Source organism: Pseudomonas sp. p106 (genome assembly GCF_003936645.1).
Taxonomy (GTDB): domain Bacteria; phylum Pseudomonadota; class Gammaproteobacteria; order Pseudomonadales; family Pseudomonadaceae; genus Aquipseudomonas; species Aquipseudomonas putida_E.
In genome coordinates this window covers 56,573-82,651 of record NZ_RHQR01000011.1, presented here as the reverse complement: position 1 = coordinate 82,651, position 26,079 = coordinate 56,573, and the positions used below count along the sequence as shown (strand labels likewise).

General features: G+C 60.5%; 25 protein-coding genes. 12 read left to right on the top strand and 13 right to left on the bottom strand.

Features of this window, described 5'->3' with window-relative positions; genetic code table 11:
• Nucleotides 1-68 precede the first annotated feature (68 nt).
• A complete protein-coding gene (gene cfaB, locus EGJ09_RS15195) occupies nt 69-1,253 on the top strand; it encodes a C17 cyclopropane fatty acid synthase CfaB (protein ID WP_046786767.1) in 1,185 nt (394 codons plus the stop codon).
• Between the two features lie 35 nt (nt 1,254-1,288).
• On the opposite strand, the gene cls is transcribed toward cfaB, so the two are convergent.
• Nucleotides 1,289-2,728, bottom strand: a complete 1,440-nt coding sequence (gene cls, locus EGJ09_RS15190) for a cardiolipin synthase (RefSeq protein ID WP_125924282.1) — start codon at nt 2,726-2,728, stop codon at nt 1,289-1,291.
• 129 nt (nt 2,729-2,857) lie between these two features.
• Between cls and EGJ09_RS15185 the strand changes: the two genes are divergently transcribed.
• Nucleotides 2,858-3,385: a DUF3617 domain-containing protein gene (locus EGJ09_RS15185; RefSeq protein ID WP_125924281.1), complete on the top strand. Its 528-nt coding sequence runs from the start codon at nt 2,858-2,860 to the stop codon at nt 3,383-3,385.
• Between the two features lie 5 nt (nt 3,386-3,390).
• On the opposite strand, the gene folE2 is transcribed toward EGJ09_RS15185, so the two are convergent.
• Nucleotides 3,391-4,278, bottom strand: coding sequence for a GTP cyclohydrolase FolE2 (gene folE2, locus EGJ09_RS15180; protein WP_125924280.1), 888 nt, complete (start codon nt 4,276-4,278; stop codon nt 3,391-3,393).
• A gap of 24 nt (nt 4,279-4,302) precedes the next feature.
• The gene (locus EGJ09_RS15175) at nt 4,303-4,683 is read right to left on the bottom strand and encodes a hypothetical protein (protein WP_039602354.1); all 381 of its coding nucleotides are present in this window, start codon (nt 4,681-4,683) and stop codon (nt 4,303-4,305) included.
• A gap of 111 nt (nt 4,684-4,794) precedes the next feature.
• On the opposite strand from EGJ09_RS15175, the gene zigA reads away from it, so the two are divergent.
• Genes zigA through EGJ09_RS15160 form a run of 3 tightly spaced genes read left to right on the top strand, consistent with a single transcriptional unit; the run spans nt 4,795 to nt 7,637 of the window.
• The gene (gene zigA, locus EGJ09_RS15170; RefSeq protein WP_125924279.1) at nt 4,795-6,003 is read left to right on the top strand and encodes a zinc metallochaperone GTPase ZigA; all 1,209 of its coding nucleotides are present in this window, start codon (nt 4,795-4,797) and stop codon (nt 6,001-6,003) included.
• On the top strand, nt 6,000-6,626 hold the full coding sequence (locus EGJ09_RS15165) for a DUF1826 domain-containing protein (protein WP_119687984.1): 627 nt from the start codon (nt 6,000-6,002) through the stop codon (nt 6,624-6,626). The genes zigA and EGJ09_RS15165 overlap by 4 nt, the downstream gene beginning before the upstream one ends.
• A gap of 39 nt (nt 6,627-6,665) precedes the next feature.
• Nucleotides 6,666-7,637 carry a GTP-binding protein gene (locus tag EGJ09_RS15160; protein ID WP_125924278.1) on the top strand — a complete coding sequence of 324 codons (972 nt, stop codon included), beginning with the start codon at nt 6,666-6,668 and terminating at the stop codon, nt 7,635-7,637.
• Here the strand turns inward: EGJ09_RS15160 and EGJ09_RS15155 are convergent, their stop codons facing one another.
• Nucleotides 7,638-8,030 (bottom strand): DUF3301 domain-containing protein, encoded by a 393-nt coding sequence (locus EGJ09_RS15155; protein ID WP_012316888.1) that lies wholly within the window; start codon nt 8,028-8,030, stop codon nt 7,638-7,640. It abuts the gene before it with no gap.
• A gap of 119 nt (nt 8,031-8,149) precedes the next feature.
• Here EGJ09_RS15155 and pdxY point away from each other — a divergent pair, with 119 nt between their 5' ends.
• Nucleotides 8,150-9,022 (top strand): pyridoxal kinase PdxY, encoded by an 873-nt coding sequence (pdxY, locus tag EGJ09_RS15150; protein ID WP_119687983.1) that lies wholly within the window; start codon nt 8,150-8,152, stop codon nt 9,020-9,022.
• On the opposite strand, the gene EGJ09_RS15145 is transcribed toward pdxY, so the two are convergent.
• Entirely contained in the window at nt 9,019-9,504 is a 486-nt protein-coding gene (locus EGJ09_RS15145; RefSeq protein ID WP_012316886.1) for an acyl-CoA thioesterase, read from the bottom strand. The genes pdxY and EGJ09_RS15145 overlap by 4 nt on opposite strands.
• Before the next feature lie 320 nt (nt 9,505-9,824).
• On the opposite strand from EGJ09_RS15145, the gene EGJ09_RS15140 reads away from it, so the two are divergent.
• Nucleotides 9,825-11,585 carry a cation:proton antiporter gene (locus EGJ09_RS15140; RefSeq protein ID WP_125924277.1) on the top strand — a complete coding sequence of 587 codons (1,761 nt, stop codon included), beginning with the start codon at nt 9,825-9,827 and terminating at the stop codon, nt 11,583-11,585.
• A gap of 96 nt (nt 11,586-11,681) precedes the next feature.
• Here the strand turns inward: EGJ09_RS15140 and EGJ09_RS15135 are convergent, their stop codons facing one another.
• The 4 genes from EGJ09_RS15135 to zwf all read right to left on the bottom strand — a co-directional run bounded on the left by EGJ09_RS15135 (nt 11,682) and on the right by zwf (nt 16,908).
• On the bottom strand, nt 11,682-12,089 hold the full coding sequence (locus tag EGJ09_RS15135; RefSeq protein ID WP_046786759.1) for an SMI1/KNR4 family protein: 408 nt from the start codon (nt 12,087-12,089) through the stop codon (nt 11,682-11,684).
• Between the two features lie 114 nt (nt 12,090-12,203).
• Nucleotides 12,204-13,058 (bottom strand): Tim44 domain-containing protein, encoded by an 855-nt coding sequence (locus tag EGJ09_RS15130; RefSeq protein ID WP_012316883.1) that lies wholly within the window; start codon nt 13,056-13,058, stop codon nt 12,204-12,206.
• 120 nt (nt 13,059-13,178) lie between these two features.
• Nucleotides 13,179-15,368 carry a DNA helicase II gene (gene uvrD, locus EGJ09_RS15125; protein WP_125924276.1) on the bottom strand — a complete coding sequence of 730 codons (2,190 nt, stop codon included), beginning with the start codon at nt 15,366-15,368 and terminating at the stop codon, nt 13,179-13,181.
• Between the two features lie 97 nt (nt 15,369-15,465).
• A complete protein-coding gene (gene zwf / locus EGJ09_RS15120; protein WP_046786757.1) occupies nt 15,466-16,908 on the bottom strand; it encodes a glucose-6-phosphate dehydrogenase in 1,443 nt (480 codons plus the stop codon).
• Nucleotides 16,909-17,011: 103 nt separating this feature from the next.
• Here zwf and hexR point away from each other — a divergent pair, with 103 nt between their 5' ends.
• A complete protein-coding gene (gene hexR, locus EGJ09_RS15115; RefSeq protein ID WP_012316879.1) occupies nt 17,012-17,878 on the top strand; it encodes a transcriptional regulator HexR in 867 nt (288 codons plus the stop codon).
• Nucleotides 17,879-17,991: 113 nt separating this feature from the next.
• Nucleotides 17,992-18,210, top strand: coding sequence for a PA3496 family putative envelope integrity protein (locus EGJ09_RS26775; protein ID WP_080952139.1), 219 nt, complete (start codon nt 17,992-17,994; stop codon nt 18,208-18,210).
• Here EGJ09_RS26775 and EGJ09_RS15105 read toward each other — a convergent pair.
• Nucleotides 18,152-19,099, bottom strand: coding sequence for a LysR family transcriptional regulator (locus EGJ09_RS15105; protein WP_177433161.1), 948 nt, complete (start codon nt 19,097-19,099; stop codon nt 18,152-18,154). The two genes, EGJ09_RS26775 and EGJ09_RS15105, sit on opposite strands and share 59 nt — an antisense overlap.
• Before the next feature lie 205 nt (nt 19,100-19,304).
• Between EGJ09_RS15105 and EGJ09_RS15100 the strand changes: the two genes are divergently transcribed.
• Both EGJ09_RS15100 and oadA read left to right on the top strand, forming a co-directional pair.
• Nucleotides 19,305-20,720: an acetyl-CoA carboxylase biotin carboxylase subunit gene (locus tag EGJ09_RS15100; RefSeq protein WP_046786755.1), complete on the top strand. Its 1,416-nt coding sequence runs from the start codon at nt 19,305-19,307 to the stop codon at nt 20,718-20,720.
• A gap of 98 nt (nt 20,721-20,818) precedes the next feature.
• Nucleotides 20,819-22,627, top strand: a complete 1,809-nt coding sequence (gene oadA / locus EGJ09_RS15095; RefSeq protein ID WP_046786754.1) for a sodium-extruding oxaloacetate decarboxylase subunit alpha — start codon at nt 20,819-20,821, stop codon at nt 22,625-22,627.
• 124 nt (nt 22,628-22,751) lie between these two features.
• Here the strand turns inward: oadA and EGJ09_RS15090 are convergent, their stop codons facing one another.
• Entirely contained in the window at nt 22,752-23,573 is an 822-nt protein-coding gene (locus EGJ09_RS15090) for an amino acid ABC transporter permease (protein ID WP_046786753.1), read from the bottom strand.
• Nucleotides 23,570-24,391, bottom strand: a complete 822-nt coding sequence (locus EGJ09_RS15085) for an ABC transporter substrate-binding protein (RefSeq protein ID WP_039604255.1) — start codon at nt 24,389-24,391, stop codon at nt 23,570-23,572. Before EGJ09_RS15085 ends, EGJ09_RS15090 begins: the two co-directional genes overlap by 4 nt.
• 106 nt (nt 24,392-24,497) lie before the next feature.
• On the opposite strand from EGJ09_RS15085, the gene EGJ09_RS15080 reads away from it, so the two are divergent.
• Nucleotides 24,498-25,397 (top strand): homocysteine S-methyltransferase family protein, encoded by a 900-nt coding sequence (locus EGJ09_RS15080; protein ID WP_046786752.1) that lies wholly within the window; start codon nt 24,498-24,500, stop codon nt 25,395-25,397.
• Nucleotides 25,398-25,400: 3 nt separating this feature from the next.
• On the opposite strand, the gene EGJ09_RS15075 is transcribed toward EGJ09_RS15080, so the two are convergent.
• Nucleotides 25,401-26,075 carry a GNAT family N-acetyltransferase gene (locus EGJ09_RS15075; protein WP_115273181.1) on the bottom strand — a complete coding sequence of 225 codons (675 nt, stop codon included), beginning with the start codon at nt 26,073-26,075 and terminating at the stop codon, nt 25,401-25,403.
• Between the last annotated feature and the right edge of the window lie 4 nt (nt 26,076-26,079).

Below are 26,079 nucleotides of genomic sequence, written 5' to 3'. Positions count from 1 at the left end.
ACGAATGAACTACCCTGTTTCGGTGGTGTTCGAAATTTCATGTATCGAGCCCAGAAGGAGGGTCGTTCATGCTTGCGCAACTTCCGCCGGCGCTGCAGAGCCTGCATCTGCCACTTCGTCTGAAATTGTGGGACGGTAACCAGTTCGATCTGGGGCCCAGTCCGCAGGTCACCATCCTCGTCAAGGAGCCTCAGCTGATCGCTCAGCTGACCCATCCAACCATGGACCAGCTGGGCGCCGCGTTCGTGGAAGGCAAGCTGGAGCTGGAGGGCGATATCGGTGAAGCCATTCGGGTGTGCGATGAGCTGAGCGAAGCCTTGCTGACGGGGGAAGATGATGCACCGCCACAGCGTGTGGCTCACGACAAGCGCACAGACGCCAAGTCCATCTCCTACCACTACGACGTCTCCAACGCGTTCTATCAACTCTGGCTCGATCAGGACATGGCGTATTCCTGCGCCTACTTCCGTGAGCAGGACAACACCCTCGATCAGGCACAGCAGGACAAGTTTGACCACTTGTGCCGCAAGCTGCGCCTGCAAACCGATGACTACCTATTGGACGTCGGCTGCGGTTGGGGTGGGCTTTCACGCTTTGCCGCACGCGAGTACGGGGCGAAAGTGTTCGGCATCACCTTGAGCAAAGAGCAGCTCAAGCTGGCGCGGCAACGGGTCAAGGCAGAAGGCCTGGCCGACAGGGTCGACCTGCAGATCCTCGATTATCGCGACCTTCCTCAGGATGGCCGCTTCGACAAGGTGGTCAGCGTTGGCATGTTCGAGCATGTCGGGCATGCCAACCTGGCGCTGTATAGCCAGAAGTTGTTTGGCGCTGTGCGAGAGGGCGGCCTGGTGATGAACCATGGCATCACCGCCAAGCATGTCGATGGCCGTCCGGTGGGGCGAGGGGCGGGTGAGTTCATTGACCGTTACGTATTCCCCAACGGTGAGCTGCCGCACTTGTCGATGATCAGTGCAAGTATCTGTGCGGCCGGGCTGGAGGTCGTCGACGTCGAGAGCCTGCGCCTGCATTACGCCAAGACCTTGCACCACTGGAGCGAAAACCTGGAGAACCAGTTGCACAAGGCTGCCGCGCTGGTGCCGGAAAAGACCCTGCGCATCTGGCGTCTGTACCTGGCCGGCTGCGCCTACGCATTCCAGAAGGGCTGGATCAACCTGCATCAGATCCTTGCCGTCAAACCCTACGCCGATGGGCATCATGACCTGCCCTGGACGCGTGAAGACCTGTATCGCTGATTCCCCCGGGGCGCTTCAGTGGCCCCGGTTACCTATCAGAGTATCGGCGAAATCAACCGCGCAATACGCATCCCTAGCTGTTGAATGCGGTGGGTTTTACTGCTGTCCTCAGGCGTAATTTCCCTGGCCTTCTCGAAATCAGTGGTCAACATCGTTTCGACCTGATCCGCGAAATCCCGATCCACGGTCAGCAGGGTAATTTCGAAGTTGAGCCGGAACGAGCGGTTGTCCAGGTTGGCACTACCGATAGCACTGACCTCGTCGTCCACCAACACCACCTTCTGATGAAGGAAACCTGGCTGATAGCGGAACATGCGTACCCCCGCCCGTACGGCCTCGAAGGCGAACAGGCTGGAGGCTGCGTAAACGATCCGATGGTCAGGCCGCGCTGGAATCAGGATGCGCACATCCACACCGCGCAGCACGGCCAGGCGCAGTGCGGCGAACACGGCCTCGTCGGGAATGAAGTAGGGGCTGGTGATCCATACGCGGCGAGTCGCGGAGTGGATGGCTTCGATGAAAAACAGTGAGCAGGTTTCCTGGGAATCTGCCGGCCCGCTGGCCAGGGCCTGGCACAGCACACCATTGTCAGGATAGGTGTCCGGCAGGATCAGTGGCGGTAGCTGACGCGTTGCCCAGTACCAGTCTTCGGCGAAAGACTCCTGCAGGCAGGCCAGCACCGGGCCGCCGATCTGCACGTGGGTATCACGCCAGGGCGAGAGCTGGGGGTTGCCGCCAAGGTATTCATCACCGACGTTGTGCCCGCCGATGAAACCGGTGACCCCATCGACCACGACAATCTTGCGGTGGTTACGGAAGTTCACCTGGAAGCGATTGAACCAGCCGCGGCGGGTGGCGAAGGCATGAATCTGTACACCTGCGTCTCTGAGGCTCTGGCTATAGCTGGCGGGCAAGGCATGGCTGCCAACCCTGTCATACAGCACGAACACCTTCACGCCATCGGCCGCTTTGCGCAGCAACAGTTGCTGCAGTGCTTTGCCGAGGGTGTCGTTGTGGATGATGAAGAACTGTACCAGCACCACTTCTCGCGCTTGTTCGATAGCAGTGAAGATGGCGTCGAAGGTGGCCTTGCCATCGATCAACAGCTTCACTTGGTTATTGGCCAGGCATGGCATTCGCCCAAGTTTCGGCATGGCACGCAGGGCGGCGTAGCTCTGTGACTCCCGAGCGGTGAGGGCTTCCTCCACCCATGGCCGCCAGTTGAGGTTGGCCATGGCCACGTGCATTTCCTGGTTGGCCTGGCGCCGAGCCTTGATGTAGGCATTGAAGGAGCGGGCACCGAATACCAGGTAGGGGATGAGGGTGAAGTAGGGAATGAAGAACAGCGACATGGCCCAGGCGATGGCCCCTTGGGCAGTACGCACGGTAAACACCGCATGCAGCGCGGCGATGATGCCAAGCAAGTGAACGAGCCCGAGCACATAGCCGAAGAAGTAGGGGCTGTGGTAATCCATACGCATCCTGCTTGGCAAATACACAGCAGATAACAGAACACTTCCAGGGCCGCCTTGCAACCTGAAAGCGGATTTGCCGTCTAAGCCTTTGCCCGGCCATGAGCCGGTTATTTTGAGGAGCGTTCGTCCATGAAGATTCGTCTGCCACTGCTGGCCCTTGCTTTTGGCCTGGCCAGCCCACTGGTGCATGCGCAGATGTTGCAGCCTGGTCTGTGGGAGCTCACCACCAGCAACATGCAGGTCGACGGTAAGCAGTTGCCGGACATGCAGTTCATGCTTGGCCAACTGAAGAACCTGCCGCCCGAGCAGAGGGCTATGATGGAAGGGGCGCTGGCCAAGCAGGGCATCGCGGTAGCAGGTAATGGCGTGCGTTCCTGCCTGACGCCGGAGCAGGTGAAAACAAACGATATTCCCTTGCAGGACCCTCAGTCAGGCTGCACGCAAAAGATTACCGACCGGACCGGCAATGTCTGGAAGTTTCAGTTCAGTTGCCCAAAAGCTCAGGGTACCGGCCAGGCTACTTTCCTCAGTGATAAGGAGTTCACTACCCAGGTCAACGGGACATTCAATGCTTCGGGTGTCCAACAACGGGGCAGTATGAATACCCGTGCGGTATGGCTGGGAAATGACTGTGGAACAGTAAAGCCGCGTACCTGAAGAGCTCACCATTGCCAATGGCTGGCGGCTACTGCGTCGTGGGCATGCAGGCTTTCTGCATGTACCACACGCAGCTTGAAGGCGGTGGTCCATTCCATCTGTCGCAACGCTTCATGCAGGCGGCGGGCGGCATCTTCGCAGAACATCAGGTTCTGTCCGTTGGCCAAGGCGAACGCCTGTTCGTCTGCGCGTTTCACGGCTGTTTGAACGGCGGTGCCCAAGCTTGCCTCAATCTGGTCGATCAGCTTCGTGACCGGTAGTACTTCCAGGCTTTCGCCCAACCGTACGTGAACCTCAGCCAGGCTCCGTTGGCTGTGGGGGGTAGCAACGATGCCCTGGCTGCTGCCCAACCACTCCACGACCGCCTCTCGGTTCATTGCCTGCCCGGAAAAGTCTGCCTGGAATTGTTGCTGAATCAATTGCCGTGCAAGTGCCGCAGAGCATGGGCAGGTCGACGAATAAGGCACGCGAACCGATAGTTCCACGTGGAACATTCCATTTTCAACCTTGGCATTCACGGTGATCGAGTAGCTTTTCCATCCTGCCAATGGGCTGACAAGGGCCGGCCTTTTCAACAAATGATCGAAGGTCAAACGCAGGTAGGCGGCATGGGATAGGCCCTCATGACTAGCCAGAAAATCTGCCAGTATTTGGCGGATTGCCAACGGAGTCAGCGATTGACGTTCGAGACGCTCCAGTGACAGGTACAGCCGGGACATATGAATACCGCGCGAGGCGCCATCCTCCAGGCTTACACCTGCATCGGCCATGGCCGCTACGCTACGCCCGTCGAAGTGCACGAGCTGGGCGATCCCGCACATGCCCACCCAGGCCAGTGGCGTAGCATGCTGATGTGTCTGTGCGGCGATATCGGGGAGCGTCAGGCTAGTCATTGGCAATACCAGATAAAAGAAATGTCAGCGGCAGCCACCGACCAGGCTGCAATGCAGATTGAACCGTTGGCCGTTGGAGCTGGAAACGCGGTTAAGAGAGGTCCAGCCAACTCGGCGGCTGTAGCCAACCCAGGCTTCACCATCGCTGGCCAGGCCGGTGAAGAATGTCAGCGCTCCATAGCGGCTGTTGGTTTGCGCCCATAAGCGGCGCGTCGCACTGTCGAAACCGCGCAGGTAGAAGTGGCTGCCCTCCGTACGCACGCTGTAGTAACTGCCATTGGCGTCCTTGCAGGCCAACAGCGTCGCGCTGCGTGTACATACCGCCAGCGTGTTTTGCTGAGGCATCGCAAGCAAGGATGTAGGCGCAGCGAGCAGCAGCAACAGGGCGGCAGGTGACAGGTTCATTTCCATCTCCGGGTACTCATCCGACGAGTACGGCTTGGCGAAATTGTATTGTTACTTTATAACATTGTGCAATGCATCGTTTCGAATGCGTCTGCCTGTAGAGGTTTCGCCATGCCCAATCGTCTTCCCGTTACTGTGCTTTCCGGCTTCCTGGGTGCCGGTAAAAGCACCTTGCTCAACCATGTCCTGCGTAATCGCGACAACCTGCGTGTCGCAGTCATCGTCAATGACATGAGCGAAATCAACATTGATGCCAGTGAGGTCCAGCGTAATGTCAGCCTGAATCGGGCTGAAGAAAAGCTGGTTGAGATGAGCAACGGCTGCATCTGCTGCACCCTGCGTGAGGACCTGCTGGAGGAAGTCGCACGGCTGGCTGAGGAAGGCAGGTTCGATTATCTGCTGATCGAGTCGACCGGCATCTCCGAGCCGTTGCCGGTAGCTGAGACGTTCACTTTCCGCGATGAGCAGGGCCGTAGCCTGAGCGACATGGCACGGCTGGACACCATGGTGACGGTGGTCGATGGCCTGAACTTCCTGCGCGATTATCAGGCGGCGGACAGCCTGGCGAGCCGTGGCGAAACCTTGGGGGACGACGATGAGCGATCGATCAGCGACCTGCTGATCGAACAGGTGGAGTTTGCTGATGTACTGCTGCTGAGCAAGATCGACCTGATCAGCCAGCATGAGCGCGAGGAGCTCATCGCCATTTTGCGCAGCCTCAATGCCCGAGCGCAGATTTTGCCGATGGTCATGGGCCAGGTGCCGCTGGCACAGATCCTGGATACCGGCCTTTTCGATTTCGAGCAGGCTGCACAGGCACCTGGATGGCTTCAGGAACTGCGCGGTGAGCATGTGCCGGAAACCGAGGAATACGGCATTGCCGCTACTACCTGGCAAGCTCGCAGGCCGCTGCACCCACAACGCTTCTTTGATTTTATCCACAAGCAATGGAGCAATGGCCGGTTACTGCGCTCCAAAGGCTTCTTTTGGCTGGCCAGCAAGTTTCAGGAGGCTGGCAGCTGGTCGCAGGCTGGCGGCATGATGCGCTATGGACTGGCCGGTCGCTGGTGGCGTTTTGTGCCAAAGGAACACTGGCCGCAGGACGAACAGAGCGCTGCAGAAATTCTTGAACACTGGGTGCCTGAGAGTGGTGACTGCCGTCAGGAGCTGGTGTTCATTGGGCAGAACATCGACTTTGCCCAGTTATCCACAGACCTGGATGCCTGCTTGTTGACCGATGACGAGATGGAAATGGGCCATGCGGGCTGGCTGCGCCTGCCGGATCCCTTCGGTCCCTGGCACACCGAGGAGGCAGCATGACGCCAGCGGCTCAGCCTGTGGATATCCGCCAAGTACACGGCGAATCGCCTCGGGTACTGACCGACATATTTCAAGAGGGCGTGAACCTGGCAGTCTGGCAGCGACGCTTGCCTGCCCAGGTTGAAGACTTCGCGGGATTGGTGGTCAGCCTCGGCCAACCGTTGGCGGACCAGCGGGTGCTCGAGGTGGATGAGCATGAGCCGCCGTTACTGCCGGGCTTTTTGGGGGAAGCGGCTGATCTGCAGGGCTATGAGAGTTTCGTCGCAGATGTGTGCTGGCTGGTTTCAGCCTATACGTGCCTGTTGGGTGCACGTCGGGTCGGTCTGCGCGTGCGGGTACTGCACAATGCCATGTGCCCGCGCTTTCATGTGGATAACGTGCCTGTGCGCTTGCTCACGACTTATGTGGGCTGCGGCAGCGAATGGCTGTGCGAAGGAGCCATCGAACGAGCCGGATTGCAGCTCGCACCGGCACCTGTGGATAACATCCAACGACTGCAAGCGGGTGATGTTGCGCTGCTGAAGGGCGAAAAATGGGTAGGCAACGAAGGGGCAGGCCTGATCCATCGCTCGCCGGCTGGCCATGACCCTCGCCTGTTGCTCAGCCTTGACTGGTTGGCGTGACGGGGCATAGTGGAGTGAATTTCGGCCTGAAGTAAACGCATGCTGCAGAACATTCCTACCCACGTCATCGCTGGCCCCTTGGGTGCAGGCAAGACCAGCCTCATCCGTCAGCTTATGGCTCAGCGCCCGGCCGGCGAGCGTTGGGCCGTACTGGTCAATGAGTTTGGCCAGATCGGCCTGGATGCGGCCCTGCTCAGCCGTGATGAAGATGGGGTTGCCATTGCCGAAGTGGCGGGTGGATGCCTGTGCTGCGTCAATGGCACTCCGTTTCAGGTCGGGCTGGGGCGCCTGTTGCGCAAGGCGCGGCCCGACCGGCTGTTCATTGAACCTTCGGGTCTTGGTCACCCCTTGCAGTTACTGGCTCAACTGAATCAGGCCCCCTGGGTTGGAGTGCTGACGCTGCAGCCGATGGTGATGGTTGTGGATGCTCAAGCGCTGGCGCGAGGTGAGCCGTTACCTGATGCGCAACAGCAGGCTCTGGCAGTCGCGGCGCTGGTCGTTTTCAATAAGAGCGAGGCTGTTGATGAAAATAGTAGGTTGTTGATAAATAAGGAATTTGCAGCGGAACAGGGCGTTTGGACAGAGCAGGGGCTGTTAGCAGTTTCCAGACTTCCTTATTCATCCACAGCCGCCGTGACCGATGCTGCTGTGGATAAAAGGGTTGTGGACAATCACCAAGCGGCCGCAGGCGCCCTGTGGATAGACCCACGTCAGCCAATCTGTCATGCACAGCAAGGTGAGGGCGGCTGGAGTGTCGGCTGGCGCTGGCACCCAAGCCAGCAATTCGATCCACAGGCTCTGCGTGGCTTGCTTGACTCTCACTCATGGCGTCGGGCCAAAGGTGTTATCCACAGCCCGCAGGGGTGGCAGTCTTTCAACGGCCTTGCCGGCAACTTGCCGGCTTGGCAGCCGAGTGACTGGCGCAAGGACACGCGCATTGAGCTTATTTTCGACCAGCCCCAACCCCTTCAAGCGCTGCAGGCTGCGCTGGAGGCTTGCCGGGTGGTGTGATCAGTTGTGCCAGCGATTGTGTTCCTGGCGCCATTGCTTCATCTCGATCACGTTGTCGGCCCGTGGCGGCGTATTGATCTCGAACGGGTAGGGCGCCAGCTCGATCTGCACGCTATGAGCGCCAAACTGAGTCACCGTGCCCGGGTGGCGTTGTTCGCCGGTGACAGTGAACTCGAAGGCATACACGCGGGCCAGGCGCTTTCTGCCGTTGGCATCGCGCAAGAATGCGATGCGCTTGAGCGCGACGGCATCGTCGAGCAGCTCCAGATCCAGCTTGGCACAATGCTGTTTGACCCGTTCCAAGGCTTTCTCGCGCAGCCCGTGGTTGTGCCATAACCAAGCGCCTGCCGTGGCCACCAGCATCAGGACGAAGAGATTCTCCAGGGTCAACATTTGCGTATGCTCCAAACAGGTCGATCCAGCTTAACTGCGTCCCTGGTCTGTCGTACAGGTGGCAATCGAGTTCATACTGCGCGACGCAAATCCTTGAAACAGCTTTGGAAAACGCCCGCATGAAACGCACTCCGCACCTGCTCGCCATTCAGTCCCACGTGGTGTTCGGCCACGCCGGCAACAGCGCCGCGGTGTTCCCCATGCAGCGTATTGGGGTCAATGTCTGGCCGCTCAATACCGTGCAGTTCTCCAACCACACTCAGTATGGCCAGTGGGCGGGCGAAGTGCTTGCTCCAGCGCAAATTCCTGCGTTGGTGGAAGGCATTTCCAACATTGGCGAACTGGGGCATTGCGATGCCGTGCTCTCGGGCTATCTGGGTAGCGCCGAGCAGGGGCGGGCGATATTGGCAGGTGTAGAGCGGATCAAGGCGGTCAACCCGAAGGCGCTGTACCTGTGCGACCCGGTCATGGGGCATGCGGAGAAGGGCTGCATCGTGCCCCAGGAGGTGAGCGAGTTCCTGCTGGACGATGCGGTTGCCCAGGCTGACATCCTGTGCCCCAACCAGCTGGAGCTGGACAGTTTTTGTGGCCGGCGCGCGCAAAGCCTGGAAGATTGCGTGGACATGGCTCGCGGCCTGCTCGAGCGTGGCCCGCAGGTTGTGCTGGTCAAGCACCTGGCCTACCCGGGGCGTTGCGAAGACATGTTTGAAATGTTGCTGGTCACCCATGACCACAGCTGGCACTTGCGCCGCCCGCTGCTGGCATTCCCTCGCCAGCCGGTCGGGGTAGGGGACTTGACCTCAGGGCTGTTCCTGGCCCGGGTGCTGTTGGGCGACAGCTGGGTGCAAGCCTTCGAATACACCGCGGCAGCTGTCCATGAGGTGCTGCTGGAAACCCAGGCCTGCGCCAGCTACGAACTGCAGTTGGTGCGCGCTCAGGACCGCATCGCTCACCCGCGTGTACGCTTCGAGGCGCAGCGCCTGGCGTTTTAAAGGGCGTCGGTCTTCAGGTCCTGGTAACGCTTTTCCAGTTCCTGACGGATCTGCCGGCGTTGCTGGCCCTGCAGGAAACGGCGCTTTTCTTCACTGGACTGCGGCTGACGCGCAGGGACCGGGACCGGGCGGCGGTTGTCGTCGACCGCCACCATGGTGAAAAAGCAGCTGTTGGAATGCCGCACCGAGCGTTCGCGAATGTTCTCGGTCACCACCTTGATGCCCACCTCCATGGAGGTATTGCCGGTGTAGTTGACCGAGGCCAGGAACGTCACCAGTTCGCCCACGTGCACCGGCTCGCGGAAAATCACCTGATCGACCGACAGGGTTACCACATAGCTGCCGGCATAGCGGCTAGCGCAGGCATAGGCCACTTCATCGAGATACTTGAGCAGGGTGCCGCCATGTACGTTGCCAGAAAAGTTGGCCATGTCCGGGGTCATCAGGACGGTCATGCTCAGCTGGGCGTTTCCAGGTTCCATAGTGTGCTCACGGTGAGGTTGCGCTGAATCGGGGCGGGTATCTGCTGACACTTTCTGTTTCCCCTCTTGAAGTTGCCTTCCTGATACGGGACGTCGACAGAAGCGCCGTCGTCACGCCGATCATGCCATCAGGGGCCGTTGAACGGCCGATCTGTTTCCACATATTGCATCGGCATTATGCGGTTGGGTGCGATGTTAACCTGAGTAAGCCCATGCAACATGGGCCTTCCTGCACTCAATACAGTATGTATTTGCTGCTCGCTCGGGTTTGCCTTGGCAGAGGAGCGGTTTGCCCGGGCAACGAAAAGGAGTATCGCGCCATGCATGCCATCAGCTTCATCCAGGATCTGGCAGTGATCATGCTGGTCGCCGGGGTAGTGACCATCATCTTTCATCGCTTCAAGCAGCCAGTAGTGCTGGGCTACATCGTTGCCGGTTTCATCATCGGCCCGCACACCCCGCCGTTCGGCCTGATTCACGATGAAGACACCATCAAGACACTGGCCGAGCTGGGGGTGATCTTCCTGATGTTCTGCCTGGGGCTTGAATTCAGCCTGCGCAAGCTGTTCAAGGTGGGGGCCACGGCGTTCATTGCAGCGTTTCTGGAAATCGTCCTGATGATCTGGATCGGTTTCGAGATCGGCCGCTGGTTTGGCTGGAGCACCATGGACTCGCTGTTCCTCGGTGCGATCCTGGCGATTTCCTCGACCACCATCATCGTCAAGGCACTCAACGACCTGAAGATGAAAAACGAGCGTTTTGCGCAGCTGATCTTCGGCGTGCTGATCGTCGAGGATATTCTGGGCATCGGCATTATCGCGCTGCTGTCGGGGATTGCGGTCAGCGGTACGGTCAGTTCCGGTGAGGTCTTTTCCACGGTCGGCAAGCTGTCATTGTTCATGATCGTGGCGCTGGTCATCGGCATTTTGCTGGTGCCGCGACTGCTGGCCTACGTGGCGAAATTCGAAAGCAACGAGATGCTGCTGATCACCGTCCTGGGCCTGTGCTTCGGCTTCTGCCTGCTGGTGGTCAAACTCGAGTACAGCATGGTGCTGGGGGCTTTCCTGATCGGTGCGATCATGGCCGAATCCCGCCAGTTGCTGAAGATCGAACGGCTGATCGAGCCGGTACGTGACTTGTTCAGCGCCATATTCTTCGTTGCCATTGGCTTGATGATCGACCCGAACGTGCTGCTCGACTACGCCTGGCCGATTGTGGTGATCACCGTAGCGGTGGTGCTGGGCAAAATGCTGTCCTGCGGCATGGGTGCATTCATTGCCGGCAACGACGGCCGTACCTCGCTGCGCGTGGGCATGGGGCTGTCACAGATCGGCGAGTTCTCTTTCATCATTGCGGCCTTGGGCATGACGCTGCAGGTTACCAGTGACTTCCTCTACCCGGTTGCGGTGGCTGTTTCGGCCATCACCACGTTGCTCACGCCCTATCTCATCCGCGCTGCGGACCCGCTGTCGCTGAAGCTGGGCAAGGTGATGCCGAGCCGGCTGTCGCGCGTGCTGTCGCTGTATGGCGAATGGCTGCGCAGTATCCAGCCGCAGGGTGAAAGCGCGATGCTGGCCGCGATGATCCGGCGCATCCTGCTGCAGGTGGGTGTCAACCTGGCGCTGGTGATCGCGATTTTCTTCAGCGGCGGCTATTTCGCTGTACGTATCGGTACTTGGCTCAGTGAATGGGTGAGCGATGTCAGCCAGCAAAAGGCGATAATCTGGGGCGCGGCGCTGTTGTTGTCGCTGCCCTTCCTTATCGCTGCCTATCGCAAGCTCAAAGCGTTGTCGATGCTGTTGGCGGAGATGGGTGTCAAACCGGAAATGGCTGGGCGCCATACCCAGCGCGTTCGCCGTGTAGTGGCCGAAGTGATCCCGCTGCTGTCACTGCTGGTCATCTTCCTGCTGCTGTCGGCGTTGTCGGCAAGCATCCTGCCGACCAACGAATTGCTGCTGATCATTGCCGTGGTGGCCGCAATAGTGGTGGCGGTGCTGTGGCGCTGGTTCATCCGTGTGCATTCGCGGATGCAGATCGCCCTGCTGGAGACGCTGGAAAACAGCCGGGAAAACACGCACTGAGCGGGAGGGTATCTGCGCTGGATTCCACCATTGTCGGAGTGGACGGAGCGGTAACGATGTCGCCAGGCGCTTAAAGCCTGGCGACCGTGCAAGTCATCAGCTTTCCAGCCAGACGTCCCGTGCCCAGTGCCAGACCGATTCCCAGCTGTCTTCACCAACCCCTTCCTCGTCGGCATCCCACAACACCACCGTGCCGTCTTCCTCGACGCAGTAGAAATTGTCGCCGTCCTGGCACAGCGGGATCAGGTCACGCGGTACTCCAGCATCCCAGGCATTGGCGGCCACGTCGGGCAGGTAGGTATGTGACTGGGGATCGGTGACGGTGACCGGTTCCAGGGAGCCGTACACCACGTCGCTGACGGTCAAGAGGAATTCTTTGAATACGAACGGAATGTTGATGAACAGTTGTTCCTCGATCTCGACCAGTTGGTCCTCGTCGGGAAGCTCTAGGGGCACCGGTACCGGTTCATTGGCTTCACGGAGTTGTTCGATCACTTCTTCCACGGTTCATTTCCTCCAACCTTGATGACATCGCTGCGCGTTATACCCTAGTAGGGCGGTCTGGCAAAAGCAAAAACCCCGGGGCTAGCCCGGGGTTTTTTGTGCAACGTGCGACGGTTAACCGTTTTGGCGGATACCGGCGACCAGCCAAGGCTGGTTCTCGCCCGGGGCACGAACCATGTGCCAGCTTTCGCTGAAAGGTTCGCCCTGGTCGAAGCGCGAGGTCTTCGACACGCCACGGAAGGTCAGGGTGGCGTCGGTGCGGTCGGCACGATCGTCGACACCGTCCAGTTGCACATCGAGGTTATCGATGTAGGTAGCCTGGAAACCATCACCCAGGTCAGCACGCTCACGCTTGAGGAACTCGAGCATCTGCGGGGTGACGAACTCGGCGATCTTGTCCATCTCGTTGGCATCCCAGTGCTGCTGCAGCGACTGGAAGTGGCTACGGGCTGCGGCCAGGAAGCTCTGCTCGTTGAACCAGGCCGGGGCGTTGATGACCGGCGCGGCTGGCGCTGCAGGTGCAGCCGAACCACCGAAGATCGACGGCTGGGCAGGCTGGCCGTGGGCTTCACGCTGGAACGGTGCGTGGCCCGGAGCGGCCATCTGCGGCTGCTGCTGGCGGCGCCGTGCGGCGATGAAGCGGAACACCAGAAACGCGATCAGGGCGACGATCAGGAAGTCCATGATCTGTAGGCCCTCGAAGCCGTCACCCATGAACATGGACGCCAGCAGGCCACCGGCGGCGAGGCCGGCCAGTGGGCCCAGCCAGCGCGAAGCACCGCTGGCGGCGGCCGGTGCACGGCCAGGAGCGGTCGGTGCAGCGGCAGGCGTGGTTGGCGTAGCCTGGCGGGTCTGGTGGATAGGCGCGGAGCCCGAGCTCTTGCCGCCGCCGAAGCGCTTGGCGTTGGCGTCCAGGCTCAGCGTCAGGCCGACGCAAAGCGCCAGTGCGATGCTAAGAAAACGTTGCATAAATGGGATTTCCCCTGTTGTGGATTGCACGCGCGTCATGTTGCACAGGTTCCTGTGCACATGACCAGCGACATAATGTTTCCAGCTTTTGCCTAAATATTTCAGCGCGCCCCACAGGCTTCAGATCGCTTCGAGCTTGGCATAGCCAAGCATCAGCCACTTGCTGCCTTCGGCAAAGTTCACCTGCACACGCGCCTGTGCGCCGGAACCCTCGAAGTTGAGGATCACGCCTTCACCGAATACCGAATGCTGTACCCGCTGGCCCAGATTGAAAGCGGTCTGCGGAATGTTGGCATTGGCGAACAGGCTGCTGGCGCTGGTGTTCTTGGCGCCGCCGAACGGGCGGCTGACGCTGTTCGAAAGACGCACTTCCTGAACCAGGCCAGGCGGAATTTCACGTACGAATCGTGACACCTTGTTGTAGGTCTCACTGCCATACAGGCGACGCGTTTCGGCATAGGTCATGAATAGCTGGCGCATGGCGCGGGTAATGCCCACGTACGCCAGGCGGCGCTCTTCTTCCAGGCGGCCTGGCTCTTCCAGGCTCATCTTGTGCGGGAACAGGCCTTCTTCCATGCCCACCAGGAAGACGTAGGGGAATTCCAGGCCCTTGGCGCTGTGCAACGTCATCAGCTGAATGCTGTCTTCGTGCTCGTCAGCCTGGGCATCGCCGGCCTCAAGCGAAGCATGGCCGAGGAAGGCCGACAGCGGCGAAAGGTCGGCGTCATCGTCAGTGGTTTCGAAGTTGCGAGCGGCGCTGACCAGTTCCTCAAGGTTTTCTACCCGTGCCTGGCCCTTTTCACCCTTTTCTTCCTGGTGATAGATGATCAGGCCAGACTGCTCGATGACCGTCTGCGTCATGGTATGCAGGGGCATGTCCGCGACTTTGCCAGCCAGGCTCTCGATCAGCTCGATGAAAGCGCCCAATGCACTGGCGGCCCGGCCTTTGAGTGCCTTGGCTGCCAGCAACTGGCACATGGCGCCCCACATCGACAACTGACCGTGGCGCGCATGTTCGCGGATGGCCTCGACGGTTTTTTCACCGATGCCACGCGGTGGCACATTGATTACCCGTTCGAGCGCGGCGTCGTTGCCACGGCCTTCCATCAAGCGCAGGTAAGCCATGGCGTTCTTGATCTCGGCGCGCTCGAAGAAGCGCTGCCCACCATAGATGCGGTAGGGGATGCGCTCGCGCAGCAGCGCTTCTTCCAGCACGCGCGACTGGGCGTTGGAGCGATAAAGAATGGCGATGTCGCTGCGCGAATTGCCTTGCTTGATCAGGCTCTCGATGGTCTCGACCACGTACCGCGCTTCGTCATGCTCGTTGTAAGCCGCATAAAGGGTCAGAGGCTCGCCTTCGCCCAGGTCGGTCCACAGCTCTTTGCCCAGGCGCCCGCTGTTGTTTGCGATCAGCGCGTTGGCGGCTTTGAGGATGCCGCCGGTGGAGCGGTAGTTCTGCTCCAGGCGGATCATCTCGGCATCAGGGAAGTCAGCCGTGTACTGGTGAATGTTTTCAATCTTGGCGCCGCGCCAGCCGTAAATCGACTGGTCGTCGTCGCCCACGGCCATCAGGCTGCCGCCGCCCTTGCCAGCCAGCAGGCGCAGCCAGGCGTACTGCACGGCGTTGGTGTCCTGGAACTCGTCCACCAGCAGGTGACGGAAGCGCCGCTGGTAGTGTTCGAGCAGGCCCGGGTGGTCGCGCCACAGGTCCAGGGCCCGCAGCAGGAGCTCGGAGAAGTCGATCACCCCGGCGCGTTCGCAGGCCTGCTCGTAGGCCACGTAGATGCTGCGCATGGTCCCCAGGAACAGGTCGCCACCGGGCTGGATATGCTGTGGGCGCAGGCCTTCGTCCTTCTGCCCATTGATGAACCACTGGGCCTGGCGCGCTGGCCAGCGCTGCTCATCGAGGCCAAGCTCACGGATCACCCGCTTGACCAGGCGCTGCTGATCATCACTGTCGAGGATCTGGAAGTTCTGGACCAGACGGGCTTCCTGCCAGTGAGCGCGCAACAACCGATGCGCCAGGCCGTGGAAGGTGCCCACCCACATGCCGGCCGGGTTGATGCCCAGCAATTGCTCGATGCGCTGGCGCATCTCGGCGGCGGCCTTGTTGGTGAAGGTCACCGACAGGATCGAGTGCGGCGAGGCCTGTTCGACCTGGATCAGCCAGGCGATGCGGTGCACCAGCACGCGGGTTTTACCGGAACCGGCGCCAGCAAGCACCAGCTGACGCCCGAGCGTGGCCGCGACGGCCTGGCGTTGGGCATCGTTGAGGGAGTTCAGCAGGAGGGAGAGGTCATCTGTGTGCATCCGCCCATTCTAGGGGCAGGCCGGTTACGGGGCAAACGCCTACTGTATAAATATTCACCCTGCCGCGCCGCCGCCCATCGTTGCGTGGCGTACCTCTTCAGCCATGCCAGTGCCTGCCGTGCCTGGCCAACAGGCTGTTGGCCTGGTCTGGGCCATTGCTGCCGGCCGCATAATGGCGGGGGGCCTGAAAATGCTCCTCCCAACCCTTGATGATCGGGTCGACCCAAGCCCAGGCGGCTTCCACCTCGTCACGCCGCATGAACAGCGTCGAATCACCTTCCAGCACGTCCAGCAGCAGGCGTTCATAGGCTTCCCAGCGACGCGTCTGGCCGAACACCTGCGCCAGGTTGAGGTCAAGGTCCACCGGCTCCAGGCGCATGCCTTTGCCGGGGCTTTTGGTCATCATGCGCAAGCTGATGCGCTCGTCGGGCTGTAGCCGGATCAACAGCTGGTTGACCTGGCCACCGTTGAACAGCTCGTGGGGGACGGGCTTGAACTGGATGACGATCTGCGACGAGCGTCGTGCCATGCGTTTGCCGGTGCGCAGATAGAAAGGCACGCCAGCCCAGCGCCAATTGTCGATGTGGGCGTGGACGGCGACGAAGGTTTCGGTGTCGCTGTCATTGTCCACGTCCTTCTCGAAGTAGTAGGCGGGCACTTCCTGGCCGCCGATGTGCCCGGCACCGTACTGACCGCGCACGGTCTTGTCCTGAACGTCCTGGCCGGTGATTGGCTTGAGGGCGCGCAGAATCTTGACCTTCTCGTCGCGTACCGCCTCGGCCTCGAACTGCGCAGGCGGCTCCATGGCTACCAGGCACAGCAGCTGCAGCAGGTGGTTCTGCAGCATGTCGCGGGTGGCCCCGGACCGATCGTAGTAGCCGCCTCGGTTTTCTACACCGAGGGTTTCACAGACGCTGATCTGCACATGATCGACCTGCCCGTTGCGCCACACCGGTTCAAGCAGCGCATTGGCGAAACGCAGAGCCATGAGGTTCTGCACGGTCTCCTTGCCCAGGTAGTGGTCGATGCGAAACACCTGAGATTCCTCGAACACCGCGCCGATCGCTTCGTTGATGGCGGTGGCCGACTCCAGCGAATGGCCAATCGGCTTTTCCAGCACGATGCGCGCCTCATGGTCGGCCAGGCCCGCCACCCGTAGGTGGTTGGCAATCGGCACGAACAGATTGGGCGCGGTGGCCAGGTAATAGATGCGGGTCAGCCCGCCAGGCTCGCCGAGGTAGCGCGCCAGGCGCCCGAAGTCGGCACTTTGCGCGGCGTCCATGGGAAAGTAGTCCAGGCGTGCGCAAAAGCGTTGCCACACTTCTTCGTCGAAATCACTCCGGGCGATCTGCACTCGGCAATGGCGTTCGGCGAGCTTCAGGTACTCGTTGCGCGACAGGTTGCGCCGGGCCAGGGCAATGATGCGCACGGCAATGTTCAGGCGTGCCTCGCGATACAGGTGATAGAGCGCCGGCAGCAGTTTGTGCAGGGCCAGATCGCCAGTGCCGCCGAACACCAGAATGTCGCAAGGAATAGTCAAACCACCACTCTCCACGTTCGTTTAACTGGGCGGGTTGGCGTCCATGTAGTATAACTACAAGAAAGCTACATCCCGGCCAGCCGATCATAACCGAGTCCAGCCCGTGAATCTGTTGCAACATATCGCCCAATCGCGCCACCTGCTGCGCAAATCGGAACTGAAAGTGGCCGACCACGTGCTGCTGGACCCGGCTGCCGTCATGCACAGCTCGATGGCGGACCTTGCACACAGCGTGGGTATCAGCGAGCCGACCATCGTGCGGTTCTGCCGGGCGATCGGCTGTTCAGGTTTTCAGGACCTCAAGCTCAAGCTGGCGCAGAGCCTGGCTGCCGGCGCCAGCTTCGGGCAGTTCGCCATCCATGAGGACGACTCGGTTGCCGATTACAGCCTGAAGATTTTCGACACTACCTTGCACACCCTGATGGAAGTGCGCGAGCACCTTGACCCGCACGCGTTGCAACAGGCGGTGAGTGCCATGGCGCAGGCGCAACGTGTGGAGTTCTATGGCTTTGGTGCATCCGGCGCGGTTGCTGCAGACGCGCAGCACAAGTTTTTCCGCTTGTTGCTCAGTGCCGCCGCGTACTCCGACCCGCACATGCAGGCCATGTCGGCGGTCACCCTCAAGCCAGGCGACGTGGCGGTATGCATTTCCCAGTCCGGGCGCTCCAAGGACCTTTTGATCACCGCCAACCTGGTGCGTGAGAGCGGCGCCAACCTGATCACCCTGTGCCCCAGCCAGACCCCACTGGCCGAGCTTTCGACCGTCAACCTGGCGATCGATGTGCACGAAGACACTGAAATCTACACCCCGCTGACCTCGCGTATCGCCCACCTGGTAGTGATCGATGTGCTGGCCATGGGCGTGGCCATGGCCCGCGGGCCGAGCCTGGTCAATCACCTCAAGAGTGTGAAGCGCAGCTTGCGCAGCCTGCGGTTGTCGCCCAAGTCGATCAAGGCGATGGATGACTGATCGGCAATTGCGGAAGAATCTGCAAATTTCATCGATTTGTCACCAATCCTCAGCAAAACGGTAAAGCGCTCGAGCCAGTCTGAAACTCCCCGCACTCGATCAGGGAGACAGGCATGGCTCGTGATTTCGATGGCTCTTACCTACCTAGCGCCAAGGCTCGCAAACAGCAGGAAAAAGATCAGCGCCGCATGGAGTACCGCCGTGCGATCGAAAGCTACTGCGACCAACGTCAACTGCTGCGCGACCTTGCAGACTACCCGGAGCTGCAAGCCCTCACGGTGTGGCAGACTTCAGCGGCAGCTTCCCCGAAAAGCGCTCAACAAGCGCGCTGATCAGCGCACGTTCGCTGCGAATGAAAGCCAGAAAGGCCAAGGCTACCGGTGACTGCCGCTTGGCCTTGGCCTGCACCACACACCAGCTGCGGTACAGCGGCAGTTCCTCCACTGGCAATTCCTTGAGCACGCCCATGGCCAGCTCCATGTTCACTGCATGGCGGGTCAGCAGGGCGATACCAAGGCCGGCGATGACGCATTCGCGCTGGGCATCGGCCGACGCTACCTCCAGCGTCTGGGTGAAGTGCACACGCTTGTCCTTGAAGTACTCCTCGCAGGCTTTGCGCGTCCCTGAGCCCTGTTCACGGACCAGCAGTGTATGAGGCTCCAGGTCCTGCAGGCGCAACTGCTCCAGTTTGCACAACGCATGGTCCGGCGGCGCCACGGCGATGATCGGGTTGTTGAGAAACGGCAGGAACTCCAGGCCCATGTCCTGCGGCACCATGGACATGATGATCAGGTCGTCGCGGTTGTCGGAAAGGCGCCGAATCGCCTGGGCGCGGTTGACCACGGTAAGGGTCAGGTTGACCTCCGGGTGACGTTGCTTGAAGGCGGCGAACAGGTGTGGGACGAAGTATTTGGCGCTGGATTCGATCGCCAGTTTCAGTTGCCCTTGCAGTGAGCCCTGCATGTCGGAAAGCTGCATGTCGAGGCTTTCCAGGCGCCCGAAGATGTCCCGGCTGGCGCGCTGCAGCGCCTCGGCGGCTTCGGTCAGGTAAAGCTTCTTGCCGACGTATTCGAACAGCGGCTGCCCTACCAGCTCTTCCAGCTGACGAATTTGTAGACTAACGGCGGGTTGCGTCAGCGCCATCTCCTCGGCGGCGCGGCTGTATGAGCGCAAATCGCACACCTCATTGAAGACCTGCAACTGACGCAAAGTCATACGCATCAAGGACTTACGCATTTTTATTCTAGGCTCCGGTAAAACCTTGTTACCTAACTATAAGCTTTTGCTAATACAGCCTCTAACAAATATTGATTTTTGTTTATCGACCTACAGCGCTAGGGTGAATGTGCGACTGGCCAGCGACGCTTGGTCACGCGCCGACCGGTAGAACCGGCTCGACTGTTCCTACGGCTTTGGGAAGACTCCAGTGATAAAAAAAATCCTGATCGCCAACCGGGGTGAAATCGCAGTCCGCATCGTGCGTGCCTGCGCCGAGATGGGTATTCGCTCTGTCGCGATCTATTCCGACGCCGACCGTCACGCCTTGCACGTCAAGCGCGCTGACGAGGCCTACAGCATTGGTGCCGAGCCGCTGGCTGGTTACCTGAACCCGCGCAAGCTGGTGAATCTTGCTGTGGAAACCGGCTGTGATGCCCTGCACCCGGGCTACGGTTTCCTGTCGGAAAACGCGGAGCTGGCAGAGATCTGCGCCGAGCGCGGTATCAAGTTCATCGGCCCGGCCGCCGACGTCATTCGCCGCATGGGCGACAAGACCGAAGCGCGCCGCACCATGATTCAGGCAGGCGTGCCCGTTACCCCAGGCACCGAAGGCAACGTTGCCGACATCCATGAAGCCCTGAGCGAAGGCGAGCGTATCGGTTACCCGGTGATGCTCAAGGCCACCTCCGGCGGTGGCGGCCGGGGCATTCGCCGGTGCAACAGCCGTGAAGAGCTGGAGCAGAACTTCCCTCGCGTCATCTCCGAAGCTACCAAGGCCTTCGGTTCAGCGGAAGTGTTCCTGGAAAAGTGCATCGTCAACCCCAAGCACATCGAGGCGCAGATCCTGGGCGACAGCTTCGGCAATGTGGTGCACCTGTTCGAGCGTGATTGCTCGATCCAGCGCCGCAACCAGAAGCTCATCGAAATTGCCCCAAGCCCCCAGCTCACCCCCGAACAGCGTGCCTACATCGGTGACCTGGCGGTCCGGGCAGCCAAGGCTGTGAACTACGAGAACGCCGGTACTGTGGAGTTCCTGCTCGCCGATGGCGAGGTGTACTTCATGGAAATGAACACCCGTGTGCAGGTCGAGCACACCATCACCGAAGAAATCACCGGTATCGACGTGGTCCGCGAGCAGATCCGCATCGCCTCGGGCCTGCCGCTGTCGGTCAAGCAGGAAGATATTCAGCACCGCGGCTACGCGTTGCAGTTCCGCATCAACGCTGAAGACCCGAAGAACAACTTCCTGCCCAGTTTCGGCAAGATCACCCGTTACTACGCCCCTGGCGGCCCGGGTGTGCGCACCGATACAGCGATCTACACCGGTTACACCATCCCACCGTTCTATGACTCCATGTGCCTGAAACTGGTGGTGTGGGCGTTGACCTGGGAAGAAGCCATGGACCGTGGCCTGCGGGCCCTGGACGACATGCGCGTGCAAGGAGTGAAGACCACCGCCGCGTACTACCAGGAAATCCTGCGCAATCCGGAATTCCGTAGCGGCCAGTTCAACACCAGCTTCGTCGAAAGCCACCCTGAACTGACCAACTACTCGATCAAGCGCAAACCCGAAGAGCTGGCCCTGGCCATCGCCGCCGCCATCGCCGCCCACGCAGGCCTATGAATGCAGCTGCAAGCTGTGAGCGACCCGCTGCAAGTTGAAGCGAATCGGCTTTTTCTTGCGGCTCGTAGCTTCAAGCTTGTCGCCATGAGGAGATAAGAATGTCCAAGAAGATCTTTGTTACCGACACAATCCTGCGTGACGCCCACCAGTCCCTGCTGGCTACCCGTATGCGGACCGAAGACATGCTGCCGATCTGCGACAAGCTCGACAAGGTCGGCTACTGGTCGCTGGAAGTGTGGGGCGGCGCCACTTTCGATGCCTGCGTGCGCTTCCTCAAGGAAGACCCGTGGGAGCGCCTGCGCAAACTGCGCAATGCGCTGCCCAATACCCGCCTGCAGATGCTTCTGCGCGGGCAGAACCTGCTGGGCTACCGCCACTACAGCGATGATGTGGTCAAGGCGTTCGTCGCCAAGGCGGCGGTCAACGGTATCGACGTGTTCCGCATCTTCGACGCAATGAACGACGTGCGTAACCTGCGCGTGGCCATCGAGGCGGTGAAGGCTGCCGGTAAGCACGCCCAAGGCACCATCGCTTACACCACCAGCCCGGTGCATACCATCGAAGCCTTCGTGAACCAGGCCAAACAGATGGAAGCCATGGGTTGCGACTCGGTGGCGATCAAGGACATGGCTGGCCTTTTGACCCCGTATGCCACCGGCGAGCTGGTCAAGGCGCTGAAGGCCGAGCAGTCGCTGCCGGTGTTCATCCACTCCCATGACACCGCCGGCCTGGCCGCCATGTGCCAGCTCAAGGCTGTGGAAAACGGTGCTGACCATATCGACACCGCCATCTCCAGCTTTGCCTGGGGGACCAGCCATCCGGGTACCGAATCGATGGTCGCCGCGCTAAAGGGCAGCGAGTTCGACACCGGTCTGGACCTGGAACTGCTGCAGGAAATCGGCCTGTACTTCTATGCCGTGCGCAAGAAGTACCACCAGTTCGAAAGCGAGTTCACTGCGGTGGACACCCGCGTGCAGGTCAACCAGGTGCCAGGCGGGATGATTTCCAACCTTGCCAACCAGCTCAAGGAGCAGGGCGCGCTCAACCGCATGAACGAAGTGCTGGCCGAGATTCCGCGGGTGCGAGAAGACCTTGGCTTCCCACCTCTGGTGACCCCGACCTCGCAGATCGTCGGTACCCAGGCGTTCTTCAACGTACTGGCCGGCGAACGCTACAAGACCATCACCAACGAAGTGAAGCTGTACCTGCAAGGCGGTTACGGCAAGGCACCGGGCGTGGTCAACGAGCAACTGCGCCGCCAGGCGATCGGCAGCGAAGACGTGATCGATGTGCGCCCGGCCGATCTTCTCAAGCCGGAAATGGCCAAACTGCGTGCCGACATCGGCGCCTTGGCGCACAGCGAGGAAGATGTGCTTACCTTCGCCATGTTCCCGGACATTGGCCGTAAGTTCCTCGAAGAGCGTGAAGCTGGCACCCTGACCCCCGAAGCGCTGCTGCCGATCCCGGAAGCCGGTGCGGTCGCCGCCCCGGGGGGTGAAGGTGTGCCGACCGAGTTCGTCATCGACGTGCACGGTGAAACCTACCGCGTCGACATCACCGGCGTTGGCGTCAAGGCCGAAGGCAAGCGCCACTTCTACCTGTCGATCGACGGCATGCCGGAAGAAGTGGTGTTCGAGCCCCTCAACGAGTTTGTCGGCGGCGGCAGCAGCAAGCGCAAGCAGGCCAGCGCGCCAGGCCACGTCAGCACTACCATGCCGGGCAACATCGTCGATGTGCTGGTCAAGGAAGGCGACACAGTCAAGGCCGGCCAGGCAGTGCTGATCACCGAAGCGATGAAGATGGAAACCGAAGTGCAGGCGGCCATCGCCGGCAAGGTCGTTGCCATCCACGTGGCCAAGGGCGATCGCGTGACGCCGGGTGAGATCCTGATCGAGATCGAGGGCTGACATAAGCCCTCATCTACAAGCGGTTAACCTCTGGGGAGCGGATGCTCCCCTTTTTTTGGGTGGTTGTCAGGCCCCTTGCGATGCGGGCGGCGCTAGCTCAAATACCCCCTCGGTTGCGCTGGACCTAGCGCTGATAGCCCTTGCCAAAATGCCGCTCCAGCCTGGCCTGGGCCAGTTCGAGCAGGATCGACAGCACCCAGTAGATCACTGCAGCTGTCGTCAGCATCTCCAGGTAGCGATAGCTTGAGCGCCCATACGACTGGGCCAGGAACATCACTTCCCAGACACCCATCACCGAAATCAGCGACGAGTCCTTGAGCATCGAGATGAACTGGTTGGCGCTCGGCGGGATGATGGTGCGCATTGCCTGGGGCAGGGTGATGTGCCAGAAGATCGCCACCGGGCGCATGCCCAGGGCGAGCGCTGCCTGGCGCTGGCCCAAGGCAACGCCAATGATGCCGGCTCGGAAGATTTCGCTCAGGTAAGCGCCATAGTTTAGCGACAGGGCGATGATGCCCGCTGCGATTGCACCTGGCACCAGGCCTACTTGGGGCAAGCCGAGGTAGATCAACAGGATCTGGATCAGCAGCGGCGTGCCGCGGAAGAACGAGGTGTAGAAGCTGGCCACGCCGAACAGCAGCGCACTCTTCGACAACCGTGCCAGGGCGGCGGCAAAGCCCAACAGCACCGACACCACCATAGAGCACAAGCACAGGAACAGGGTCAGCGCAGCGCCCTGCAGGAAGCCATTGGGGCCCAGCTTGAAGCCTGCCAGGTTGGGGAACTTCTCGACGATGATCGAGAATTTCAGATCAAAGCTGAGAAAGAAACCCACGAACAGCAACAGCAGTACCAGCCACGTCAGGTACAGACGGGTGCGAAAGCCGAACAGGCGTGAACCCGTCGCGGAGGCGACGGGCTTGGGTGCAGGTTGATGGGCGCTCATTTACTGATGTCGGCGCCGATCCACTTCTGCGACAGCTTGGCCAGCGTGCCATCGGCCTTCAGCTCGGCGAACACTTGCCGCAGCTTGGCGTCCCACTCTGGATCGCCTTTCTCGATGGCGACTGAGTTGGGCTCTTCGTAAAGCGGCGCGCCTGCCAGTTTGAAGCGCTTGTCCTGGGCCAGGCGTGGCTGCGCGGTCACCAAGTTGGTCAGGATCGCATCCAGGCGCACGCCTGCACCCAGGCCGAGGTCCTGGAAGGCGACGTTGTCGGTGTCATAGGGGGCAATCTGGACGAAGTCGAAGGGGTACTCGATCTTCTTGTCTTCCGCGCCTTCGATAACCAGGTTCTTGTTCAGGTAGCTCTCATAGCTGGAGGCGCTGGTCAGGCCGACCTTGAGGCCGTCGAGGTCCTTGGCCGTGTGAATCCGCTCATCCTTGGCGTTGACCACGATCACCGCAGGCGAGGCGTAGTATTCCACCGGGAAGTCGAACACCTCGGCGCGGGCCTTGCTTGGCGTCATCGAACAGATGCACAGGTCGTAGCGACCACTCCAGCGGCCCGCAGCAATGACATCCCAGGAGGGTGTTTCCAGTCGCAGCTTTACGCCGAGCTTGGCCGCGACCGCCTTGGCCACATCGACGTCAAAACCATCGAGCTGGTTCTGTTCATTGAGGAAGGAGAACGGCGGGTAGCTCTCCATCAGTACGTTGACGACTTCCTTGCGCGACTCGACGCGGTCCAGTGTGGCACCGGCAAAGGCTGCAGAGGTGGCGCTCAGGGCCAGAAGGCCTGCGCAAATCAAGGAAGGCAAACGCATGAAGACACCTGGAAAAAGTTGTTAAAAAATCAGATTTCGATATTTAATAGTTATAAGTTTAAAGCCACCAGTGAATATTATTCATATCAATATAAGCGGAAGTTATATGGGCGATCGGACGTTGGAAATTCTTGATGGCGGTATGGGTCGGGAGCTGCAGCGCCGAGGCGCGCCGTTCCGCCAGCCGGAGTGGTCGGCACTTGCACTGAGCGAAGCGCCGGAAGCCGTAGTGGCGGTGCATGCGGCCTATATCGAAGCCGGTGCTGGGGTGATCACCAGCAACAGTTATGCAGTGGTGCCGTTCCATATTGGTGAAGACCGCTTCGCTGATGAAGGCTTCGCCTTGGCCGCCACCGCTGGTCAGCTGGCACGTACTGCGGCGGATGCCAGCCCACGGCCAGTGCGAGTCGCTGGCTCATTGCCTCCGCTGTTCGGCTCCTACCGCCCTGACCTGTTCGAGCCACAGCGCGTGTCCGAGGTATTGCTCCCACTGGTGGTGGGGCTGGCACCGTATGTCGATCTTTGGCTGGCCGAAACCCAGAGTGCGATCGCAGAAGTGCAGGCAATTGCCGGCCAGTTGCCAGCAGATGGCAAGCCGTTGTGGGTATCGTTCACCTTGCAGGATGAAGAGGTCGGCGACGTACCGCAGCTGCGTTCTGGTGAAAGTGTGACCGCAGCTGCCGAAGCAGTAGCAACGCTGGGCGTCAAAGCCATGCTGTTCAACTGCAGCCAGCCGGAAGTGATCGGTGCTGCCATCGACGCTGCGCGCGAAGTGTTTGAGCGCCTGGGTGTGGATATCGCCATCGGAGCCTACGCTAACGCCTTCCCGCCGCAACCCAAGGACGCCACCGCTAACGATGGCCTGGATGAGCTGCGCGAAGACCTCGACCCGCCGGGTTACCTGAGCTGGGCCCAGGATTGGCGCCAGCGCGGCGCCAGCTTGCTCGGCGGATGCTGTGGCATCGGGCCAGAGCACATCGCTGAGCTCAAGCGTAACCTGAGCTGAGCCTCAGCCCTGCTCCCGGCAGGCTTCCAGCGTTTTCGACTGACCCTCGTGGCGCTGGTTGTCGGCACTCAGCCAGCGCTCGAAAGCGGCCGCCACTGCAGGCCACTCGTGATCGGTAATCGAGTACCAGGCCGTGTCGCGGTTCTGGCCCTTGATCACCATGTGATTGCGGAACACACCCTCGTAGATGAAGCCAAAGCGCTCCGCTGCGCGCTTGGAGCGGGCATTGGCGTTGTTGCACTTCCATTCCAGTCGGCGATTACCCAGTTCAAAACCGAGCTTGCCCAGCAGGTATACCGCTTCGGTGCCCTTGGGGGTGCGTTGCATGGCTGCGCCAAAGGCAATATGGCCGATCTCGATGCGACCGTGGGCAGGCACCATCGACATCAGGCTCAGAATGCCTTGTACCTGGCCGCTGCTGCGGTCGATGACGCTGTAAAACAGCGGATCGCGGCTGGCGGCATTGTCTGCAAGCCATTGATCGAACGTACCGCGCTCGGCAAACGGTCCATAGGGCAGGTAGTCCCACAGTGCTGGGTCGCAGTGCGGACCTTGCAGCACCTCCCAGAGATCGTCCGCATGACCCGCCGGATCGAGCTTCTCCAGGCGGATGAAACGCCCTTCAAGGGGCTCGGCCTGGGGCAGGGCCGCAGGTTGCCAGTTATTGGGTTGACTCATGCGT

What these genes read in the sequence shown, in the direction of transcription:
- cfaB (WP_046786767.1), top strand. Translation starts at nt 69, where the DNA reads ATGCTTGCGCAACTTCCGCCGGCGCTGCAGAGCCTGCATCTGCCACTT.
- cls (WP_125924282.1), bottom strand. Translation starts at nt 2,728, where the DNA reads ATGGATTACCACAGCCCCTACTTCTTCGGCTATGTGCTCGGGCTCGTT.
- EGJ09_RS15185 (WP_125924281.1), top strand. Translation starts at nt 2,858, where the DNA reads ATGAAGATTCGTCTGCCACTGCTGGCCCTTGCTTTTGGCCTGGCCAGC.
- folE2 (WP_125924280.1), bottom strand. Translation starts at nt 4,278, where the DNA reads ATGACTAGCCTGACGCTCCCCGATATCGCCGCACAGACACATCAGCAT.
- EGJ09_RS15175 (WP_039602354.1), bottom strand. Translation starts at nt 4,683, where the DNA reads ATGAACCTGTCACCTGCCGCCCTGTTGCTGCTGCTCGCTGCGCCTACA.
- zigA (WP_125924279.1), top strand. Translation starts at nt 4,795, where the DNA reads ATGCCCAATCGTCTTCCCGTTACTGTGCTTTCCGGCTTCCTGGGTGCC.
- EGJ09_RS15165 (WP_119687984.1), top strand. Translation starts at nt 6,000, where the DNA reads ATGACGCCAGCGGCTCAGCCTGTGGATATCCGCCAAGTACACGGCGAA.
- EGJ09_RS15160 (WP_125924278.1), top strand. Translation starts at nt 6,666, where the DNA reads ATGCTGCAGAACATTCCTACCCACGTCATCGCTGGCCCCTTGGGTGCA.
- EGJ09_RS15155 (WP_012316888.1), bottom strand. Translation starts at nt 8,030, where the DNA reads ATGTTGACCCTGGAGAATCTCTTCGTCCTGATGCTGGTGGCCACGGCA.
- pdxY (WP_119687983.1), top strand. Translation starts at nt 8,150, where the DNA reads ATGAAACGCACTCCGCACCTGCTCGCCATTCAGTCCCACGTGGTGTTC.
- EGJ09_RS15145 (WP_012316886.1), bottom strand. Translation starts at nt 9,504, where the DNA reads ATGGAACCTGGAAACGCCCAGCTGAGCATGACCGTCCTGATGACCCCG.
- EGJ09_RS15140 (WP_125924277.1), top strand. Translation starts at nt 9,825, where the DNA reads ATGCATGCCATCAGCTTCATCCAGGATCTGGCAGTGATCATGCTGGTC.
- EGJ09_RS15130 (WP_012316883.1), bottom strand. Translation starts at nt 13,058, where the DNA reads ATGCAACGTTTTCTTAGCATCGCACTGGCGCTTTGCGTCGGCCTGACG.
- uvrD (WP_125924276.1), bottom strand. Translation starts at nt 15,368, where the DNA reads ATGCACACAGATGACCTCTCCCTCCTGCTGAACTCCCTCAACGATGCC.
- EGJ09_RS26775 (WP_080952139.1), top strand. Translation starts at nt 17,992, where the DNA reads ATGGCTCGTGATTTCGATGGCTCTTACCTACCTAGCGCCAAGGCTCGC.
- EGJ09_RS15105 (WP_177433161.1), bottom strand. Translation starts at nt 19,099, where the DNA reads ATGCGTATGACTTTGCGTCAGTTGCAGGTCTTCAATGAGGTGTGCGAT.
- oadA (WP_046786754.1), top strand. Translation starts at nt 20,819, where the DNA reads ATGTCCAAGAAGATCTTTGTTACCGACACAATCCTGCGTGACGCCCAC.
- EGJ09_RS15090 (WP_046786753.1), bottom strand. Translation starts at nt 23,573, where the DNA reads ATGAGCGCCCATCAACCTGCACCCAAGCCCGTCGCCTCCGCGACGGGT.
- EGJ09_RS15085 (WP_039604255.1), bottom strand. Translation starts at nt 24,391, where the DNA reads ATGCGTTTGCCTTCCTTGATTTGCGCAGGCCTTCTGGCCCTGAGCGCC.
- EGJ09_RS15080 (WP_046786752.1), top strand. Translation starts at nt 24,498, where the DNA reads ATGGGCGATCGGACGTTGGAAATTCTTGATGGCGGTATGGGTCGGGAG.
- EGJ09_RS15075 (WP_115273181.1), bottom strand. Translation starts at nt 26,075, where the DNA reads ATGAGTCAACCCAATAACTGGCAACCTGCGGCCCTGCCCCAGGCCGAG.